The following is a 19872-nucleotide window of genomic DNA, read 5'->3' as shown; positions in this document are numbered from 1 at the left end:
CCCTATCAACCTTCCAAAATGGAGTTTGGGAATTGAATTTTGGAAATTAATTTTTTCAACTAAAAAATTTAAAAATGGCAAAAGATATTAAGTTTGAGATAGATGCACGTGACGGCCTTAAAAGAGGTGTTGACAAATTGGCCGAAGCTGTAAAGGTAACCTTGGGACCCAAGGGAAGAAACGTGATTATCAGTAAATCATTCGGTGCACCACAAGTAACCAAGGATGGTGTTTCTGTAGCAAAAGAAATTGAATTGGAGGATCCCCTAGAGGACATGGGGGCACAAATGGTGAAGGAAGTTGCTTCCAGAACCAATGATCAAGCTGGTGACGGTACTACCACTGCAACCGTATTGGCACAAGCCATTGTAAAAGAAGGGCTTAAAAACGTTGCTGCTGGGGCCAACCCAATGGACCTGAAAAGAGGTATAGACAAAGCGGTTGAGGCTTTGGTAGCTGACTTGGAAAAGCAAGCCAAGAAAGTGGGCAACGATTCAGACAAAATCAAGCAAGTTGCCTCAATCTCTTCAAATAATGATGAGACTATTGGTGACCTTATCGCCAAAGCATTTGATAAAGTTGGTAAAGAAGGTGTAATCACTGTTGAGGAAGCCAAAGGTACGGATACCTATGTTGATGTAGTAGAAGGTATGCAGTTTGATAGAGGTTACCTTTCTCCTTACTTCGTAACCGATACCGACAAAATGGTGGCCGATTTGGAGAATCCTTATATCCTATTGTTCGATAAGAAAATTTCCAATCTACAAGAGATTCTTCCCATCCTTGAGCCCGTTGCACAATCTGGAAGACCCCTTTTGATTATTGCCGAAGATGTTGAAGGTCAAGCTTTGGCCACTTTGGTCGTGAACAAATTGAGAGGTGGTCTTAAAATTGCTGCTGTTAAAGCACCTGGATTTGGCGACAGAAGAAAAGCCATGTTGGAAGATATTGCTATCCTAACCGGTGGAACTGTAATTTCCGAAGAAAGAGGTTTCTCTTTGGAAAATGCTTCTTTGGATATGTTGGGTACTGCTGAGACCGTAACCATCGACAAGGACAACACTACAATTGTGAACGGTTCTGGTAAACCCTCTGACATTAAAGCAAGAGTAAACCAAATCAAATCTCAGATTGAGACCACTACTTCTGATTATGACAAGGAAAAATTGCAAGAACGTTTGGCCAAATTGGCTGGTGGAGTTGCCGTTTTATATGTAGGTGCTGCTTCAGAAGTTGAGATGAAGGAGAAAAAAGATCGTGTTGATGATGCCTTGCATGCTACTCGTGCCGCTGTGGAAGAAGGTATTGTTGCCGGTGGTGGTGTAGCGTTGGTACGTGCCAAAAAAGTGCTTGAAAAATTGACTACCGATTCTTTGGATGAAACCACAGGTGTACAAATCGTGGCCAAGGCCATTGAGTCTCCATTGCGTACCATCGTTGAAAACGCTGGCGGTGAAGGCTCCGTAGTAATTGCTAAAGTACTTGAAGGCAAAAAAGATTACGGATATGATGCCAAATCTGACAAGTATGTTGACATGCTTCAGGCGGGTATCATAGACCCTAAGAAAGTAACCCGAATTGCTTTGGAAAATGCCGCTTCAGTAGCAGGTATGATCTTGACAACTGAATGTGCATTGACTGACATCAAAGAAGATACTCCAGCCGGACCTCCAATGGGTGGCGGTGGAATGCCAGGCATGATGTAAGACATCCCATTCGGATTAAAAATAGGAACGCCCCGATTTTCATCGGGGCGTTTTCTTTTTATCTCGTTGTAGGATTCCGGAGAACCCAAAAACCAAGTTACTTCTTCTTACCAGTAGCTTGGGTAGTCTTCTTTGCAGCAGGCTTTACAGCTTTTGCAGGAGATGACTTTCCAGTTGACTTCGCTTGTTTCATGAGTCAAATAAATTTAAAACTGAAGTAAATGTATTTCAGATTTGAATTCGTAGATTTTATTTGGCTAAATATTAACTAAAAACAAACGGCATACTTTTATCCTCAAAATTGTTGTCCGTATTGATCAAGCTGTTCTTGGTCTAAAACTTTCGATATTCAATCTCTTTTGGAGTACTTTCTAAAAATCTAAATCACACAAAATGAAACAGCTGCGCTCCATCTCACTTCTACTTCTTTTCGGATTGATTACGGCATTTGCCGTTTTTAAAAATCAACCCAATTCCGATGAACCCTCAGTGGCCGTAATGGCCTATTATGTGCCTGAAAAGGACTATCATCCCGAAAACCTTCCGTTGCATCAATTGACACATATCATTTTTTCATTTACCCATGTCATCGATGGAAAAATGCAGTTCAGGAATGCGGAAGACGGCAAAAAACTAGAACAATTGGTGGAACAGCGAAAAAACCATCCGAATCTTAAGGTAATGATTGCCTGCGGCGGATGGGGTGCCGATGGGTTTTCCGACATGTCCCATACCGCTGAGAATCGAAAGAAGTTTGTAGAAAGTGTAGTGGAGTTCAATCAAAAATACGATTTGGATGGAATTGACATTGATTGGGAATATCCAGCCATACCTGCAGCAGGTACTGGCGCTCGACCTGAAGACAAGCAAAACTTCACGCTATTGATGAAGGAATTACGTGAAGCTTTGGATGCACTGGAACGCAAACAGACCTTGACTTTTGCTTCTGCAGGCTGGAAACCTTACTATGAGAATATTGAGTTGGAAAAGGTGATGGGTTTTGTAGATTATATGAACATCATGACCTACGATCAAGTTGGAGGCAATTCTCCCTATACCGGACATCATACGCCTCTGGGATATATCAGGGAAAAAGACCTTGAGGGTACTCCAGCAGCAGAATTCATCAATGAATGGAAAAAAGAACGTGGGGATGACCGGGATTATGGACCCAGGTCAGCTGAAAAAATAGTGGAATACTGTCTGGAGCAAGGGGTAAAACCCGAACAAATGGTCATTGGTTCCGCTTTTTATGGAAGGGCTTGGAAAGGTGTTCCTCCCAAAAACAATGGACTTTACCAATCCAACTCAGGTCCGCATATTGGATGGGCGGCCTACTACAATATCCGAACTGAGTTTGAAAAAGACCCCAATTTTAAACGTTATTGGGATTCCATTGCTAAAGCGCCCTATCTCTATAATGCCAAAGACAGCATTTTTATCAGCTATGACGATACAGTTTCCGTTCGTCTGAAAACCGAATACGCCCTGAAAAAGAAATTGGGTGGCATCATGTTTTGGCAATTGGGCAATGACACTAAAGAACCGAGTAGTCTTTTAAAAGCTATGCATGATGCCGCCAGCAAGGACTAAATTACCACGTATGGACTACACTGCCACAGGTTAGCATAGCCTCTCCATAATAGGGGTTTCTGATTTCCTTTTCGGCACTTATCCAATTGGCTCCCTTGTTATTGTCCGCCATGGGGCAATGCTGTAAATACAGTTTTTGGTCCAGCCCCTTCAATTGGTTTCCAATTAGAATCATGTTCTCCGACAACAGTACAAAATCTTTTCGTTGGGACTCAATGGAGCTTTTTTCAGAGATATTAGAAAGGTATTCTTCAATTTTTTCCACATGAGTCATGCCCATTTTATCCATCTCCATTGATTTTAGGTTTTGCACTTTTTGTAATGTCTCACTTGCCCATTTTTTTGCTCCATCCATATCAGAATCCACCAATGCATTCTTCAGCTTTAAGTAAGAGTTCAACACCTCATTGAATCCAGTTTCAAAGGCATTGGAAAAATCCATTTTCATTCCATGGCCCTCGTGACCTGTCATGGTTGCACCACCACTTTTGTTCATCATGGATTTTTTGCCTTGTAATTGAGCGGCTGCATCCACGGTAAAGGTGCCCTTTGCCACAACTTCTTCTCCAGCTTCAATACCTGAAACCACTGGGTAGCTTCCATTACTCAAATTTCCCAAGACTACTTCCCGCATTTCAAAAACGGATTCCCCTGGGTTTGGTTGCACATAAACCACCGAACGTTCCCCAGTCCATAACACGGCACTTTCAGGAACGGTGACCACATCCATTGTCATAGTTTCTGCTGCTTTTATTTCACCAACAACAAACATTCCCGGTTTCAACAATCCTTTTTTGTTATCCAATTCTGCCCGGACTTCCAACGTTCGGCTAGAATTGTTGAGCAAGGGATCTATAAAGGAAATGGTCGCCTGAAATATTTCATTGGGATATGACTTGGTAGATACTTCCAGAGTTTGACCTTTTTTAAACAGCGCCAACTGATTTTCATAAGCATCAAAAATGGCCCAAACTGAATTCAAATTGGCCACTTTCACCAAAGGTGAACCGGTTTTTACATAATCGCCTTCCTCCACCATGATGGAAGAAACCACCCCCGAAACATTGGCATACACCGGAAAATTTTCAACCACCTTCCCTGAGGTCTCAATTTGATTGATTTGGCTCTCTGACAACTTCCATAATTTCAATTTGTTTCGAACAGCATTGTACAACTGAGGTTGGGATTCTTTTAATTTACCTGCGGTCAACAATTCTTGTTGGGCCGATACCAATTCAGGGGAATAAATAGTGGCCAATTGTTGTCCTCTTTTAACCTCTTCACCCTCATAATTGATGTTCAAACGTTCTATTCTACCATTAAAATATGCAGATTGTACGGCATCAGATTCTTGGTTGACCGCTACTTTCCCAGAAAGTTTTACGTGACCACTACTGACTCCTCCTTTACCAACTGTCACTGTCTCCACACCCGCCAAGGTCATGGCATTTGTCGTCATGCTAATTTGCGAATGCGACAGTCCTTCGCCTGCTGCATCAGCTGGAATTAAATCCATACCGCAGATTGGGCAAGACCCAGGTTCTAGCTGCATAATCTGTGGGTGCATGGAACAGGTCCACATTTGGCCCGATGCTGCTTCGGTGCCATGGTCATGTTCATCCGTTATGGTGGTTTCGGAATTGCCACCAAATATAAAGTACCCTATTAACAATCCAATTGCTACAGCAACCCCAATGTATATGATGTTTTTCTTTTTCATGACACTATTTTTTTTCGTTCTGCAATCGTTCAATCATTTTTTCCATTTCAGTAATTTCCCTTCGCTGAGCCTCAATGATTTCCTCTGCCAGTTTCTTTACCTCTGGGTCTTTGATGTCTGCACGTTCACTTGTCAATATGGCAATGGAATGGTGAGGTATCATCGCCTTCATCCATAGCACATCGCCTACCGTAGATTTTTGGTCGCGCACAAGAAATAGGGAGCCAAGAAACAAGACCAAACTACCTAGCAATATGGCCATATTCTTTTTCTTGTCGGTGTACATTTTGCGCATAAAGAACCACATTATGACTGCCATTGCTGCTATTCCCAAACAGACCATATAGAATCGCGTTAAACTGAACCATACATGGTCAAACTCATAGGTGTTGAGATACATTGTGATGTACATTGCCACGAAAGAGCAAGCCAGCATAATAAAAAAGGTTTTGTAATTTCCCTTGTTTGAGCGTTTTGATTTTTCCATGGTATTAAAATTTTAGTGCTTATTGTTTCCCTTTTTTACTTTTCGAACTGTAGGCGAGCTGATAAACCATAGCAGGAACCCGCTCAAAACGGTTATCAACCCCATCAGGGAGAAGGCTCGAAGGACGGTGGTATTGAAATTATCCCTACTTTCATAATCCATCGTATGGGTCATCCACAAAAAATCGAACCAGCGCCAGTTCCTGTGCCGAACGGCCTGAAAAGAACCATCCTCCACAGAGACATAAGCCTTAATTTCCTCTGGGGAATCATACGAAATCACATAAGCGGGCAATTTCCGTTCCCGATACTCGTGGTGCTTGTCCGTTTCTTGAATCACCTCAACATTCTTCACTTTTAACTCAGGTGACATTTGTTTCTGGGCAACTGCCAGTGCTTCCTGTTCCGAAATACCTTTTTTCAGACTTCCGTCCCTAGCATCGACCAAATATGCATTATTGATCCAATAGTATGGTTTTCCTCCTATGTCCTTTAGGCGCAACGAACTTATTTTAGCGGGTAGATTGATTTGCGAAAGTCCAATGAGACCATCAAAAGCTGCAGGCTCATAATCCATATTTCTGAAATGATCTCCATGAATTTCATCAATATCAGTCCAACTGAAATAAAGACCACTGGCCGTCCACATGATGAATTGAATCCCTAAAAAGAGCCCCAAATATCGGTGGGCCTTTCTAATCTTAACCGCTGTTGTTCGTTTTACCATTTTAGTTTTAGTCGATTGATTTAGTTCGTAGTCGTAATGCATTGGCTATCACCGATACGGAGCTAAAGCTCATAGCCAAGGCAGCAATCATAGGTGAAAGCAAAATCCCAAAGAAGGGATAGAGCACCCCTGCCGCAACCGGCACACCGATGGTGTTATAGATCAATGCAAAAAATAGGTTTTGTTTAATGTTTTTCATGACGGCCTTACTAAGGTTCCGTGCTTTTACAATGCCATGCAGGTCGCCTTTTACCAAAGTGATCATGGCACTTTCTATAGCCACATCCGTTCCAGTACCCATGGCAATGCCCAAATCACTTTTTGCCAATGCTGGGGCATCATTTATACCATCACCGGCCATAGCAACCACCTTTCCTTCGTTTTGCAAGCGCTCCACTTCTTTCATTTTATCTTCGGGCAAGGTTTCGGCCTTAAAATCATTTAAGTGTAATTCGCTAGCCACCGCTTTGGCCGTGTTGGCATTATCTCCGGTGAGCATGATCACAGAAATACCCTTATCCTTAATATTCTTAATAGCTTTAGCACTGGTTTCCTTTATTTTGTCGCCAATGGCCACATAGCCATGACACTTTCCATCTATGGCCAAATAAGAAACGGTTTTCCCTTTTTCTTGTGCTTTTTTGACCTTTTTCTTCATGTCTTCGGAAATTTCCACCTCAGCTTTCTCCATCAACTTGAGGTTTCCCAAATGGATTTTAGCGTCTTTGATCTTCCCTTCAACCCCCATTCCTGTGACGGCATTGAAGGACTCCGTTTTTAGAATCTTGACATCTTTTTCCTTACCATAATTTACCGTAGCCTGTGCCAAAGGGTGTTCGCTATTCGCATTTACGGAGACAACGTATTGCAACAAATCTCTATCTGAATAGTCATCAGAAAAGGCCTCCAAATGGTCAAATGTTGGTTTACCTTCGGTAATGGTTCCCGTTTTGTCGATAATCAAAGTATCCACATCAGCCATTTTTTCCAAGGCTTCCGCATTTTTAATGAGCACCCCATTTTGGGCACCTTTACCCACCCCGACCATCACCGACATCGGCGTCGCGAGCCCCAATGCACAGGGACACGCAATAATTAAAACTGCAATGGCATTGATCAAAGCGTAAACATAGGCAGGCTGCGGCCCCCAAATGGCCCAAACCGCAAATGTGATTATGGAGATAATGACCACCGCGGGCACAAAATAGGCGGATACCTTATCTGCCAAATTCTGAATGGGTGCCCGGCTTCGACTGGCTTGGTTCACCATATCGATGATTTGTGACAAAAGGGTATCGCTACCCACTTTTTCAGCTTTCATCAAAAAAGATTGATTCCCGTTGATGGTACCACTGCTGACCTTGTCATCCACTCCTTTTTCTACCGGAATGGGTTCCCCGGTGATCATGGATTCATCTACAGAAGTTTCCCCTTCAGTGATGATGCCATCCACAGGAATTTTTTCTCCCGGTTTTACCCGGAGGATGTCCCCTTTTTCAATATCGTCAATACTGACCTCAACTTCTTCCCCATCCACAACTTTGATGGCTTTGTTGGGAGCCAATTTCAACAATTCCTTTACAGCATTATTGGTTTTGCTGTGCGCTCTGGCTTCCAATAGTTGTCCTAAAAGCACCAGCGTAAGCATAACAGTTGCTGCTTCAAAATATACATGAACCGCCCCAGATTCGGTCTTGAATTGGTCTGGGAAAAACCCGGGAAACAACAGTCCAAGTATACTGAACACAAATGCCACTCCGGCACCGATTCCAATTAAGGTGAACATGTTCAGGTTCCATGTCTTGATACTTCGATAGGCTCTATCAAAAAACATCCATGTAGCGTAAAAAACTACAGGAATTGATAACCCAAACTGTACCCAATTCCAATATCTCGGCGCCATTAGTTTGTACAATGGATTGTTGGGCAGCATCTCACTCATAGCAATCAGGAAAATAGGGAGGGTAAATCCCACCGCTATCCAAAACTTCTTAAGTAATTTTTTATAGGTTTTCTCCTCTGCACTTGCTTCGGGCTTCATCGGAACCAAGTCCATTCCGCAAATGGGGCAAGAACCGGGACCATCCTCCACCACTTCGGGGTGCATGGGGCAAGTCCATTGTTGTTTGGAACTTGTAGCCGTGTTCTGTTCCTCTACCAAATCCATACCACATACCGGGCAATCTCCTGGTTCGTCATAGGTTTTGTCCCCTTCGCATCGCATGGGGCAATAAAAGGTGCCATTCCCGTTTGAAACAGTTTTTTTTTCTTTTTTTTGGGGTGGGTGATGGTGGTGACCGTGCAAATGAATGGTATATCCGCCTCCATCATTCTTTAGTGCTTCCGTGAAGGTTTCAATAGGAATATGTTCCCTCATCTCTATTAAGGCCTCAGCCTTCTCCAAACTGACTTCAACCCCGGTAACCCCATCAACTTTTGATAGGATTTCTTGTACATGGTTTCTACAACCATTACAGCTCATTCCATGTATGTGATAGGTATGTTTCATCTTTTTTGATTTTTATTCAAAACTAGCTGAATACCAGTCGGAAGCTTTTTACAATTCTGGGTTTCTTTTATACAATTTGGTCCAACGGCCTCCTGTTCCACTCCTGCACCTTTTTATATTCACTCATCGACATCCCAGTTACTGATTTAAACTGTTTGGCCAAGTGGCTACTACTCTTGTAGTTTAAATCGTAGGCTATTTCTGAGAATGTTTTGGTTCCCATTTGAACCTCTTCTTTTACCTTCTCCATTTTGAGGAGAATAAAATACTTTTCAATGGTCAATCCTTCTTTGGCACTGAACATTTTACTGAGTGCCGAATAGTCTCTGTTCAGTTTTTGGGCCAAATATTCCGAGAGATTTTGTTCGGAACGGTTCTCCAATGCATTGATTAAGTGTTTTTTGATGTCCACGATGTATGTCTGATTCACATCCTCAATCAATTCAAAACCATTCTTGGTCAAAATCTCCCGAATACGCTCTATTTGGCCAATGGCCGAATCTTTAAATTCAACTTCGCCCAAGTCAATTTGCACCACTTCAATGCCCATATCCCGAAATTCGTTTTTCAGAACACCTTTGCATCTTTCGCAAACCATATTTTTGACTTTAATACGCATCTTCGGCACAAATAAATTTTTAATTAGTGTTGGTCGTGACCTTCTTCCATTTCAAAATCCTCGTTCAACACGTAGGTCATGCCACAAACTGGACATTTCCCTTCTTCGTCGCTACCACTACCTTCGCAGTGCATTGGGCAAACATATTTAGAGGTGTACTCCTTGCCTCGTTTATCTGCGGTTTCCATGTTGTCCATGTCATGTCCCTCGTGGTCCATTTTATCCATATCATGACCTTCATGTTCCATGGTCGCTTCTGTGGATATCTCCTTGGCTTCCTCCATTTTTCCTTTGCAGGATACCGTAAGTACCAAGGCTGATGCAAATGCAATTCCGATAATTGTTCTAATTTTTGCTCTCATTTTTGATAAAATTAAATTTACTTGTTAATTAAATAATTGATGATGGCAGATTGTAAATAATACAGCTGCACTGATTGTATTTGATTCGTTTGAAACTTTAATTGTAATTCTTGAATATCCAACACATCGTTGAAGTCGATGGTTCCAGTCTCATAGTTCTTAATCAGAATTTCTTCAGCATCCTTTGCCTGATTTAGGTTCTTTGCTTGAGTTTGATGGGCAATACGTGCTTGGTTCCGTTGCGAAATGGCATTGGCATAAGCATTCTCCAAAACATTCAATCGCTCTTGTTTTTGAAATTCAATCTCTTTTTGTCGAAGCTCGTTCTGTTTGGTGACCGACTTGAATTTGTTATTGAAAACAGGAATGGAAAAAGTGACCATGGGCATTACAATATCCTTTCCATTATCGCTCATCATCATATCGGTGCGTTCCGAAACCGGAATATAGTCCATCCCAATCCCAAAGCTTGGCGCGTTCTCCTTTTGGTTGAGCAGTTCGGATTGTGCAACCGATTCGTACAACTGGTCGTATTTGAGCAATTCCGGATTTAAACTTAAATTGTATTTGTTAAGCATAGGGTCATCCTCTGGAATGTCCATTTCCTCCACAACCTCCACGGCGATGCTTTCATCACGATTCAACAAATTATTGAAAACCGCCTGCTCCGCCAGGTAGGATTGTTCCAATACTTCTTTTTGTTGTTGCAATTCATTTTGGCGAATTTGAAGTTTCAAAATATCCACCGCCGAAGCTTTTCCCACCTCAACCGAAGTCAGTGCCAGTGTTTCATAGGTTTTGAGCAGTTCAATATTTTCCTGAAGTACCTTTTGTTTCGCCTCAATCCCGTATAAATTGTAGTAGGATTGCGCCAATGACAATGCCAATTTTCGTTTGGCGATAACAATTTCTGCATACTCCGTCTCTGCCATGGAACTGGCATAATTCTCTCTTGCGGTTATGGTTCCGAACCATGGCAACATCTGAGATACCGAAAACCGGGCCCGCTGCGCTCCCGTTCTGGTCTCTGGTTCACTCACAAAATATCCCGCAGCCACAGTTGTGTTTGGCAAGGTGTTCATTTCACTCACCTTTTCTTTTGCAATGTTATAGCGTAGCTCCAAAGCCTGAATCATGGGGCTGTTCTGCTCAGCTTCTTGTAAATAAAACTCCAACGATTGGGCTTTTACTCCAAAAGATGTGAGTGCAAAAACTATATATAAAAGACTTTTTTTCATCGGTTTTGCATTTTAAGTTGCAATTCACTTTTCCAACTGTATAGCACCGGGACAACAAAAAGCGTAATTAAAGCGATGAGCATGCCTCCAAAACTTGGAATGGCCATCGGAATCATAATGTCGCTCCCCTTTCCGGTACTGGTAAGCACGGGCAATAGCGCCAAAATGGTGGTCGCCGTTGTCATTAAACAAGGTCGAATTCGTTTTTCACCTGCTTCCAACACCGAAGCACGGATTTGTTTCAAGTTGTCCGGTTTGTTCTTGTCAAAAGTTTGGGTGAGATAGGTAGCCATCACCACCCCATCATCCGTGGCAATTCCGAATAGGGCAATAAACCCAACCCACACCGCCACACTTAAGTTAATGGTGTGCATTTGGAAAAGGTCGCGGAGGTTTTCTCCCATAAAACTAAAGTTGAGAAACCAATCCTGACCATAGAACCAAATCATTAAAAAGCCTCCCGCAAAAGCCACCAAAATACCAGAAAATACCATCAAGGATGTGGCCACTGACCTAAACTGAAAATACAGAATCAAGAAGATAATCAATAACGCCAGTGGAACCACAACGGATAAGGTTTTTTTGGCCCGCAACTGGTTCTCATACGTACCTGTGAATCGGTAGCTGATACCTTTGGGCACCACCAATTCCCCACTGTCTATTTTTTCCTGAATCTTGGCTTGGGCATTTTCCACCACATCCACTTCCGCATAGCCATCAAGCTTATCAAAAAGTACATAGCCCACCAAAAAAGTATCTTCACTTTTAATGGCCTGAGGTCCTTGTTCATATCGGATAGTCACCAACTCGCTCAAAGGAATAGGGCTTCCTTTTTGTACAGGAACATAAATGTTTTCCAAATCGGAGGGGTTTTCCCGAAGTTCCCTCGGATAGCGCACTCGGATTCCATAACGTTCCCTGCCCTCCACGGTTTGGCTCAGCGACATTCCTCCAATCGCTACTTCCAATACTTGCTGTACATCTTCAATGACCAATCCATAACGGACCAATTTTTCACGGTCTATATCGATAAGGAGATAGGGTTTTCCCACTATTCGGTCTGCAAAGACAGCTTCATCCTTGACCCCGGCTGCTTCTTTTAAAATAGGTTCCAATTGTAGGCCAAAGTTTTCGATTTCCTTTAAATCCTGACCTTTTACTTTGATTCCCATCGGTGCTCGCATCCCGGTTTGAAGCATTACCAGTCGGGTTTCGATAGGCTGCAGTTTGGGTGCTGAAGTAACCCCAGGCAGTTTGGTGACCTTCACGATTTCGTTCCAGATGTCATCTGGACTTTCGATTTCGGGACGCCAGTTTCGGAAATATTCCCCGTCACTATCCGGAATCAAAAGATTTCTATCGATGCGCAAAGGTTCGCTTACATGGCTGTCCTTATAATTTTGTTCATTGGTTACTTCCAAATTTGGATTGGCCAGCACTTTTCCATTGCGTAATTCAAAATAACCATCCGAATTGATCTTGAACCGTTGTGGACTTCCAATTTCATTTTTTTCGTACTCGGATCGATATTGAATGATGTTCTCATACATGGAAAGCGGAGCAGGGTCCAAAGCGGATTCCGTTCTTCCAGCCTTACCCACTACAGTTTGAATTTCAGGGATGGTGGCCACGGCCATATCCAATTGTTGCACCACCCTTTTGTTCTCCTCCACTCCGGCATGCGGCAAGGAAGTCGGCATCAGCAGAAATGAACCTTCATTGAGCGATGGCATAAATTCCTGCCCTGTATTCCGCATGATCATGAATCCGAAGACTACAATTATGGTAGGAATGGAAAGAAACATCAATTTATGTTCCAACGCCCAGGTTAAAATGCGGCTGTAGTATTGTCTGAACAGATAAAACCCTCCCAATAAAACACTACAAATCAATCCTACAAAAATCAGGTTGATGGCAATGCTACGGTCAAAACCAAGCGGTCTCCAATAGGTGGCCAACAAGAAGGCAATGGTGCCCACGCAGATACCCACATTGAGCATACTGACTTGTTTTCCGTCTAGCGTTTGGCGTACTTTTAAGATTCCGGAAACGCCAAAAGCAATCAAGGCCAATCCCAACCAATGGCCAAAACCAATGGCCACCAATCCCAATGCCATCAAAATGCCATTCCAAACATAGGTAAAAATGGGTTGTCTATTTTTCTTATTAAATACAATGGCCGCAAAAGGAGGAATCAAAAACAGGGCAACAATTATGGATGCTGTAAGTGCCATGGTTTTTGTAAAAGCAAGTGGTCGGAACAATTTTCCTTCAGCGCCTACCATCGTGAACACAGGTATAAAACTAATGATGGTGGTCAACACTGCAGTTAAAATTGCGCCCGAAACCTCAGCGGTGGCATTATATACTACCTCATTAATGGACAAATTTTGGTCATTTTCATCCATGTGTCGGATGATGTTCTCGGAGAGGATTACCCCGACATCGACCATGGTTCCAATGGCAATGGCGATACCTGAAAGTGCCACGATGTTGGCATCCACACCAAATAGTTTCATGGAGATGAACACCATGAGTACGGCAACTGGCAACAGCCCCGAAATAAGAATAGAGGCTCTAAGATTGAACACCATGACCACAATCACCAAAATGGTGATGAGAATTTCCAGGGTCAACGCCTCATTTAAGGTTCCTAAAGTTTCTTGGATGAGTTCCGTTCTATCATAAAAGGGAACGATGGTCAATTGCGAAGTGGTTCCATCTTTTAATTGTTTGGATGGAAGCCCAGCACTCAACTCCTTTATTTTTTCCTTTACATTATTGATGACTTCCAACGGATTGGCACCATATCTCGCCACAACCACTCCACCGACCACTTCAGCCCCTTCTTTGTCCAAAATTCCACGACGGACAGCGGGACCTAAAGACACATGGGCCACGTCCTTAATTCTGATGGCGGTGTAATCGGTTGATGCAACTACAGCATTTTTGATATCGTCCAAAGATTTGATGTATCCTAAACCACGCACCAAATACTCAGCTTTGTTGATTTCAAGGGTTTGTGCCCCTATATCTCGATTGCTCTGCTTTACCGCTTTCACCACTTGGTCCAATCCCACGCTGTACTGCTTCATGAGTTCAGGATCCACATCTACTTGGTATTCCTGCACAAATCCACCTATGGAGGCCACTTCAGATACGCCCGATGCCGAGGATAGGGCATATTTTACATAGTAATCCTGTACACTACGCAGCTCCTGCAAATCCCATCCACCAGTCACATTTCCGTCTTTATCCCGACCTTCCAGAGTGTACCAAAAAATCTGTCCCAAAGCTGTGGCATCAGGTCCTAAAGCAGGGTTTACCCCATCAGGTAGTAAGTTGTTGGGTAAGGAATTGAGCTTTTCCAAGATTCGACTTCGACTCCAGTAGAATTCCACATCCTCTTCGAAAATGATATAAATACTGGAAAACCCGAACATGGAAGAACTTCGGATGGTCTTTACCCCCGGAATGCCCAGCAAAGAGGTGGTTAATGGATACGTAATCTGATCTTCGATATCCTGTGGGGACCGTCCGGGCCATTTGGTAAAAACAATCTGTTGATTTTCTCCAATATCAGGAATGGCATCCACAGCTACTGGATTACTTGGCAAAATACCACCCGTATCCCAATTAAAAGGTGTGCTTACAATGCCCCATGCCATAAAAAATAGCAGGAACAGTATAGCTACCAACTTGTTATCTATTAAAAATTTAATGCTTTTGTTCAGCATAAAGGTTTGATTTAAACATTAGATTGACAAAAAACACGTGTAAACGCGCTAGCCCAACCAGTTAGGTCGGGTACATTCAATCCATCTTAAATCAAATACGGAAAGTCTGGTCAAGAACCTGCACATCCCGTATCAATGGGGGCGGGTTGTACTCATTGAAAGCGTAAGGTTCTTCAGAATCAGTTTTAAAAAGTTGAAAATACGTTTGAACAAAGCTTACTAAGAAGACTTGCTGGTCCAAATCAAATTTCTCAAAAGAGATTTTTAGGTCGTCCTGACCTTGAACAGTGAAAGATTCATCATCACAACAGGACTTTTCCATATCCATGTCCATACCACAATCATCGGCATGTGCAAAAAAGGAAATATCCATTACCCGTCCCATGCAAATATGCTTGTCCACGGTCCAAGAAACCGTTGAGGCCAAAACCAAAAGGGCCATTAATGAGGATACTATTTGATGAAAAAACTGTTTCATTCGACTACAAAACTACAAAATATTAACATTTATTGTTTTGCTTAACAGAACTTTATCTGTTTTTGTGATGTAAGCTTAATTTCTTTTGTCGTACAAATTTCCTATTCAATACATTTGCAAAAAACACCTCATGCTAAAATCTTTGGAACCCAAAATCCTTGAAATTGTAAAAGATGAATCGAAATCCGTAGAGACTCGTTTGGGTGAAATCTGCGAACTTTTACGTAGCCATGTGGATTATTACGACTGGGTAGGGTTTTATTTTAAAAATGGGGATAAGGAAGAGTTGAAATTAGGTCCCTATGCCGGAGCCCACACAGACCACACCATTATCCCTTTTGGAAAAGGCATTTGTGGTCAAGTGGCAGTGAGCAACCAAAACTTTGTAGTGCCCGATGTGGCTGCCCAAGACAACTACATTGCCTGCAGTATCACCGTAAAGGCCGAAATTGTGGTTCCATTGTTTGTAAATGGAGAAAACGTCGGCCAAATCGATATTGATTCCAACACTCCAGACCCTTTTACGGAAGAAGATGAACGTTTTTTGGAATTCATCAACCAAGAAGTGGCCAAAATTCTGTAAAACTATTGCCATTTTGTTGATAAACCTTTTCACTTTTTAGGTTCAAAAGGGGTAATTTTGTCCGCTTATAAAATTGATTTCCAAAACCTAGAAAATGACTGCCAAAAAAGCCTCCGCTGCATTAATTTCCGTATTTCATAAAGATGGTCTGGAACCCATCGTAAAAAAATTGGACGAACTCGGCGTAACCCTTTATTCCACGGGGGGAACCGAAAAGTTTATTCGCGATTTGGGCATCAATGTGGTACCCGTTGAAGATGTGACCAGCTACCCTTCAATTTTGGGCGGACGTGTAAAGACGTTGCACCCCAAAGTTTTTGGTGGCATTTTAAACCGTCAAGATAATGAAAGTGATGTGGCACAGATGCAGGAATTTGACATTCCGCAGTTGGATATTGTCATCGTAGACCTCTACCCTTTTGAAAAAACCGTTGCCAGTGGTGCATCGGAACAAGATATTATCGAGAAAATCGACATCGGTGGTATTTCCCTGATCAGGGCTGCTGCCAAAAACTTCAAGGACGTGCTTTGTGTTTCCTCTATGGAAGATTATGCTGACTTTTTGGAGGTCATTTCTGAAGGAAACGGCATCACAACCTTGGAAGACCGCAAACGATTTGCCACCAAAGCATTCAATGTTTCATCACATTACGATACGGCAATTTTCAATTACTTCAACCAAAACAAGGAGGAAACCGTATTGAAAATTAGCGAGACCAAAGGTCAAATACTTCGATATGGTGAAAACCCACACCAAAAAGGCTATTTCTTTGGTGATTTTGAGGCCATGTTCACCAAATTGCACGGCAAGGAGCTATCCTACAACAACCTGTTAGACGTGGATGCAGCAGTCAATTTGATGCAAGAATTTAAAAATGACGACCCTACTTTTGCTATTTTAAAGCATAACAATGCTTGTGGGTTGGCCACGCGGAGCACCATCAAACAAGCGTATGTGGATGCCTTGGCTGGAGACCCAGTCTCTGCTTTTGGTGGGATTTTGATTTCCAACAAGGAAATTGATGCCCCAACTGCCGAAGAAATCCATAATCTGTTCTGCGAAGTGGTTATCGCACCAAGTTATTCTGATGAGGCCTTGGAGATCCTTAAAGGCAAGAAAAACCGAATCATCTTGATTCAAAATGAGATTGATTTGCCAGAAACCTTGGTAAGAACTTGTTTGAACGGCGTTTTAGTTCAGGATAAAGATTCCAAAACCGATTCCAAGGCGGACTTAAATCCTGTTACCGACAAAAAGCCCACTTCAGAAGAAATCGAGGATTTGATTTTTGCTTCCAAATTGTGCAAGCACACCAAGAGTAACACCATTGTTTTGGCCAAGAACAAGCAATTGTGTGCCAGCGGAACGGGACAAACTTCACGTGTTGATGCTTTGAACCAGGCTATCCATAAAGCGCAGTCTTTTAATTTTAATTTGGATGGTGCCGTTATGGCCAGTGATGCATTTTTCCCATTCCCCGATTGTGTGGAGATTGCCGATAAGGCCGGAATTAAAAGCGTGATTCAACCCGGTGGTTCCATCAAAGACCAATTGAGCATTGATTATTGCAACGAAAATGGAATGGCCATGGTGATGACGGGCACACGGCATTTTAAACATTAATTTTAGTACATTAGCCGATAATTTTTACCGTTAATCCGAAAATAAACGCTTTTTATGGGATTTTTTGATTTCATGACCGAGGAAATTGCCATTGACCTTGGTACTGCAAATACCCTGATAATCCACTTGGACAAAGTGGTGGTTGACAGTCCTTCCATTGTGGCTAGGGACCGCGTGTCAGGAAAAATAATCGCGGTAGGTCGCGAAGCCAATATGATGCAGGGGAAAACCCATGAAAACATCAAAACCATTCGACCACTGAAAGATGGGGTCATCGCTGACTTTGACGCTTCGGAAAAGATGATCAATATGTTCATCAAGAACATTCCTGCGCTCAAGAAAAAGTGGTTTCCACCAGCATTGCGCATGGTTATCTGTATCCCATCGGGAATTACCGAAGTGGAAATGCGTGCGGTTCGTGAATCCGCGGAACGCGTAAACGGTAAAGAGGTTTATCTGATACATGAACCCATGGCGGCTGCTATTGGTATTGGGTTGGACATTATGCAACCCAAAGGGAATATGATTGTTGACATCGGCGGGGGTACCACCGAGATTGCTGTAATTGCCTTGGGCGGTATTGTTTGCGACAAATCAGTAAAGATTGCAGGTGACGTGTTCACCAACGATATCATATATTATATGCGCACCCAGCATAACCTGTATGTGGGTGAAAGCACTGCTGAAGCGATTAAAATTGAGATTGGTTCCGCCACTGAGGACTTAAAATCTCCTCCAGATGATAAATCCATCCAAGGGCGCGATCTTTTGACCGGAAAACCAAAACAGGTTCAAGTCTCTTACCGTGAAATTGCAAAAGCCCTTGACAAAAGTATTTTGCGGGTTGAGGACGCGGTTATGGAAACCTTGTCCCAAACCCCACCAGAATTGGCTGCCGATATTTACAATACGGGAATTTATTTGGCCGGGGGCGGTTCTATGTTGAGAGGTCTGGACAGAAGGCTTTCCCAAAAGACAGATTTGCCGGTTTATATTGCGGAAGACCCTCTGAGGGCAGTAGTGCGTGGAACAGGGATTGCACTTAAAAATTTGGAGCGTTACAAGAGCATCTTGATCAAGTAAAATGGAACTTTGTTCCGTTTCCCCTTGAAGCGTTCAAACTTTCTTAACGATACGATTGCATGCAACGGATCATCAACTTTATCCTTCGGAATAGAAATGCGTTCCTCTACAGCTTTCTTGCGCTCATTTCGTTGGTGATTACGGTTCGGTCACATTCCTATCATCAATCCAAATTTTTTAACTCCTCCAAGTGGTTAACGGGCAATGTCTATGGCACGGCTTCGGATGTGTCCTCCTATTTCAACTTGCGAGAAGAAAACACCAGACTGGTGGAGGAAAACGAGCGGTTGCGCAGAATGCTCTTCAATGCGGAAAATGCTGTAATTGAACCTCTGGACTCTTCCCTTGTGGACTATGAGGTTTTGAGTGCCAAACTTATAAAAAACAGTTTTACCTCACCCCGCAACTACATCACCATTGATAAAGGAAGAAATCAGGGCGTTGGTCAAGATATGGGAGTCATTACCACAAAAGGTATTTTGGGAATTGTTGAAAATGTTTCCAATAATTTTGCAACGGTACAAAGCATTCTTAATACCAAATCCAACATCAATGCAAAAATTAAGCACTCCAACTATTTTGGATCACTGGTTTGGGATGCAAAAGACTACACAACCGCACAATTGGTAGACATTCCCAGATTGGTGCCACTGGTGGTGGGAGATACGATTGTAACGGGAGGAATGTCCAGTATTTTTCCAGAGAACATCCCCATTGGTGTTATAAAAAAGTATGATCTGAATGCTTCCAAAAGCTTTTACAATATTGATGTTGAACTCTTCAATGATATGGTAAACATTAAGAATGTATACCTAATTGAAAACAAAAACCGAGAGGAAATAAAGGCCTTGGAATCAACCACCAAAAATGAATAACGCCATATTCTTAAATATCATTCGGTTTGTGCTATTGGTTCTGACCCAAGTGCTGATTTTTAACAATCTTCACTTTATGGGGCACATTAACCCAATGGTATACGTAATATTCTTTTATTGGTACCCCATAAAAGGCAACAGGGCAGTGTTCATGGTCATTTCGTTTCTGTTGGGCTTCATAATAGATGTCTTTTCAGACACCTTGGCACTGCACTCCTTGGCTTCATTAACCGTGGCCTACGCAAGACCGGTGGTAATGCGTTTTTGCTTTGGCGTGAACTATGAGTTTCAAAACTTCAGTTTTAAGAATACCACAAAAGTGCAACGGATCACGTTTATGGCCTTGCTAATTTTAATCCACCTAACGGTATTCTTTTCGTTGGAAATTTTAAGTTTTTACCACTTCCTGTTAATTTTGAAAAAAGTTTTTATCACAGGTATTGTAACTTTGATACTTTGTACACTCTTTAGTTCACTTTTTAGTCCTAAAAACGAATAAAAGCACTGTTGCGTCGTTGGAATAGTATAGGGC

16 protein-coding genes are annotated in these 19872 nt (G+C 42.4%); 7 read left to right on the top strand and 9 right to left on the bottom strand.

Translation table 11 applies throughout. The features are described from left to right. Positions 1-74: 74 nt before the first annotated feature. Both groL and ACFOWS_RS13225 read left to right on the top strand, forming a co-directional pair. Positions 75-1706, top strand: coding sequence for a chaperonin GroEL (gene groL, locus ACFOWS_RS13230; RefSeq protein WP_366587406.1), 1632 nt, complete (start codon positions 75-77; stop codon positions 1704-1706). Positions 1707-2099: 393 nt separating this feature from the next. Then, positions 2100-3299: a glycoside hydrolase family 18 protein gene (locus ACFOWS_RS13225; RefSeq protein ID WP_379765288.1), complete on the top strand. Its 1200-nt coding sequence runs from the start codon at positions 2100-2102 to the stop codon at positions 3297-3299. Position 3300: 1 nt separating this feature from the next. On the opposite strand, the gene ACFOWS_RS13220 is transcribed toward ACFOWS_RS13225, so the two are convergent. The 9 genes from ACFOWS_RS13220 to ACFOWS_RS13180 all read right to left on the bottom strand — a co-directional run bounded on the left by ACFOWS_RS13220 (position 3301) and on the right by ACFOWS_RS13180 (position 15175). After that, complete coding sequence (locus ACFOWS_RS13220; protein WP_379765285.1) at positions 3301-5019, bottom strand: efflux RND transporter periplasmic adaptor subunit; 1719 nt, start codon at positions 5017-5019, stop codon at positions 3301-3303. A 4-nt stretch (positions 5020-5023) separates the two neighbouring features. After that, positions 5024-5506: a DUF305 domain-containing protein gene (locus ACFOWS_RS13215; RefSeq protein ID WP_379765282.1), complete on the bottom strand. Its 483-nt coding sequence runs from the start codon at positions 5504-5506 to the stop codon at positions 5024-5026. Positions 5507-5518: 12 nt separating this feature from the next. Further along, on the bottom strand, positions 5519-6232 hold the full coding sequence (locus ACFOWS_RS13210) for a hypothetical protein (protein ID WP_369884376.1): 714 nt from the start codon (positions 6230-6232) through the stop codon (positions 5519-5521). A gap of 7 nt (positions 6233-6239) precedes the next feature. Continuing rightward, on the bottom strand, positions 6240-8741 hold the full coding sequence (locus ACFOWS_RS13205) for a heavy metal translocating P-type ATPase (protein ID WP_379765279.1): 2502 nt from the start codon (positions 8739-8741) through the stop codon (positions 6240-6242). Between the two features lie 67 nt (positions 8742-8808). Further along, positions 8809-9339 carry a helix-turn-helix domain-containing protein gene (locus tag ACFOWS_RS13200; RefSeq protein WP_379765276.1) on the bottom strand — a complete coding sequence of 177 codons (531 nt, stop codon included), beginning with the start codon at positions 9337-9339 and terminating at the stop codon, positions 8809-8811. A 44-nt stretch (positions 9340-9383) separates the two neighbouring features. Further along, positions 9384-9722 carry a heavy metal-binding domain-containing protein gene (locus tag ACFOWS_RS13195; RefSeq protein ID WP_379765273.1) on the bottom strand — a complete coding sequence of 113 codons (339 nt, stop codon included), beginning with the start codon at positions 9720-9722 and terminating at the stop codon, positions 9384-9386. A 17-nt stretch (positions 9723-9739) separates the two neighbouring features. Continuing rightward, the gene (locus tag ACFOWS_RS13190) at positions 9740-10960 is read right to left on the bottom strand and encodes a TolC family protein (RefSeq protein ID WP_379765270.1); all 1221 of its coding nucleotides are present in this window, start codon (positions 10958-10960) and stop codon (positions 9740-9742) included. Further along, the gene (locus ACFOWS_RS13185; RefSeq protein WP_379765267.1) at positions 10957-14697 is read right to left on the bottom strand and encodes an efflux RND transporter permease subunit; all 3741 of its coding nucleotides are present in this window, start codon (positions 14695-14697) and stop codon (positions 10957-10959) included. Before ACFOWS_RS13185 ends, ACFOWS_RS13190 begins: the two co-directional genes overlap by 4 nt. 91 nt (positions 14698-14788) lie before the next feature. After that, complete coding sequence (locus ACFOWS_RS13180; protein ID WP_379765264.1) at positions 14789-15175, bottom strand: HYC_CC_PP family protein; 387 nt, start codon at positions 15173-15175, stop codon at positions 14789-14791. A 130-nt stretch (positions 15176-15305) separates the two neighbouring features. On the opposite strand from ACFOWS_RS13180, the gene ACFOWS_RS13175 reads away from it, so the two are divergent. The 5 genes from ACFOWS_RS13175 (at position 15306) to ACFOWS_RS13155 (ending at position 19839) form a co-directional block, all read left to right on the top strand. Next, positions 15306-15758: a GAF domain-containing protein gene (locus ACFOWS_RS13175; RefSeq protein ID WP_379765261.1), complete on the top strand. Its 453-nt coding sequence runs from the start codon at positions 15306-15308 to the stop codon at positions 15756-15758. 94 nt (positions 15759-15852) lie between these two features. Next, positions 15853-17382: a bifunctional phosphoribosylaminoimidazolecarboxamide formyltransferase/IMP cyclohydrolase gene (gene purH, locus ACFOWS_RS13170; RefSeq protein ID WP_379765258.1), complete on the top strand. Its 1530-nt coding sequence runs from the start codon at positions 15853-15855 to the stop codon at positions 17380-17382. Positions 17383-17436: 54 nt separating this feature from the next. Then, a complete protein-coding gene (locus ACFOWS_RS13165; RefSeq protein ID WP_036380166.1) occupies positions 17437-18465 on the top strand; it encodes a rod shape-determining protein in 1029 nt (342 codons plus the stop codon). A 59-nt stretch (positions 18466-18524) separates the two neighbouring features. After that, positions 18525-19340: a rod shape-determining protein MreC gene (gene mreC, locus ACFOWS_RS13160; protein ID WP_379765254.1), complete on the top strand. Its 816-nt coding sequence runs from the start codon at positions 18525-18527 to the stop codon at positions 19338-19340. Next, on the top strand, positions 19333-19839 hold the full coding sequence (locus tag ACFOWS_RS13155) for a rod shape-determining protein MreD (RefSeq protein ID WP_379765251.1): 507 nt from the start codon (positions 19333-19335) through the stop codon (positions 19837-19839). Before mreC ends, ACFOWS_RS13155 begins: the two co-directional genes overlap by 8 nt. The last annotated feature ends 33 nt before the right edge of the window (positions 19840-19872 follow it).

It is taken from the genome of Flagellimonas marina (genome assembly GCF_042651185.1).
GTDB classification, from domain to species: domain Bacteria; phylum Bacteroidota; class Bacteroidia; order Flavobacteriales; family Flavobacteriaceae; genus Flagellimonas; species Flagellimonas marina.
The sequence above is the reverse complement of the archived record's forward strand: the minus strand, read 5'-3'. Positions and strand labels throughout refer to the sequence as shown.

Excerpts from the sequence above, each read along its gene's own strand:
- groL (WP_366587406.1), top strand. The coding sequence starts at position 75 with ATGGCAAAAGATATTAAGTTTGAGATAGATGCACGTGACGGCCTTAAA.
- ACFOWS_RS13225 (WP_379765288.1), top strand. The coding sequence starts at position 2,100 with ATGAAACAGCTGCGCTCCATCTCACTTCTACTTCTTTTCGGATTGATT.
- ACFOWS_RS13220 (WP_379765285.1), bottom strand. The coding sequence starts at position 5,019 with ATGAAAAAGAAAAACATCATATACATTGGGGTTGCTGTAGCAATTGGA.
- ACFOWS_RS13215 (WP_379765282.1), bottom strand. The coding sequence starts at position 5,506 with ATGGAAAAATCAAAACGCTCAAACAAGGGAAATTACAAAACCTTTTTT.
- ACFOWS_RS13210 (WP_369884376.1), bottom strand. The coding sequence starts at position 6,232 with ATGGTAAAACGAACAACAGCGGTTAAGATTAGAAAGGCCCACCGATAT.
- ACFOWS_RS13205 (WP_379765279.1), bottom strand. The coding sequence starts at position 8,741 with ATGAAACATACCTATCACATACATGGAATGAGCTGTAATGGTTGTAGA.
- ACFOWS_RS13200 (WP_379765276.1), bottom strand. The coding sequence starts at position 9,339 with ATGGTTTGCGAAAGATGCAAAGGTGTTCTGAAAAACGAATTTCGGGAT.
- ACFOWS_RS13195 (WP_379765273.1), bottom strand. The coding sequence starts at position 9,722 with ATGAGAGCAAAAATTAGAACAATTATCGGAATTGCATTTGCATCAGCC.
- ACFOWS_RS13190 (WP_379765270.1), bottom strand. The coding sequence starts at position 10,960 with ATGAAAAAAAGTCTTTTATATATAGTTTTTGCACTCACATCTTTTGGA.
- ACFOWS_RS13185 (WP_379765267.1), bottom strand. The coding sequence starts at position 14,697 with ATGCTGAACAAAAGCATTAAATTTTTAATAGATAACAAGTTGGTAGCT.
- ACFOWS_RS13180 (WP_379765264.1), bottom strand. The coding sequence starts at position 15,175 with ATGAAACAGTTTTTTCATCAAATAGTATCCTCATTAATGGCCCTTTTG.
- ACFOWS_RS13175 (WP_379765261.1), top strand. The coding sequence starts at position 15,306 with ATGCTAAAATCTTTGGAACCCAAAATCCTTGAAATTGTAAAAGATGAA.
- purH (WP_379765258.1), top strand. The coding sequence starts at position 15,853 with ATGACTGCCAAAAAAGCCTCCGCTGCATTAATTTCCGTATTTCATAAA.
- ACFOWS_RS13165 (WP_036380166.1), top strand. The coding sequence starts at position 17,437 with ATGGGATTTTTTGATTTCATGACCGAGGAAATTGCCATTGACCTTGGT.
- mreC (WP_379765254.1), top strand. The coding sequence starts at position 18,525 with ATGCAACGGATCATCAACTTTATCCTTCGGAATAGAAATGCGTTCCTC.
- ACFOWS_RS13155 (WP_379765251.1), top strand. The coding sequence starts at position 19,333 with ATGAATAACGCCATATTCTTAAATATCATTCGGTTTGTGCTATTGGTT.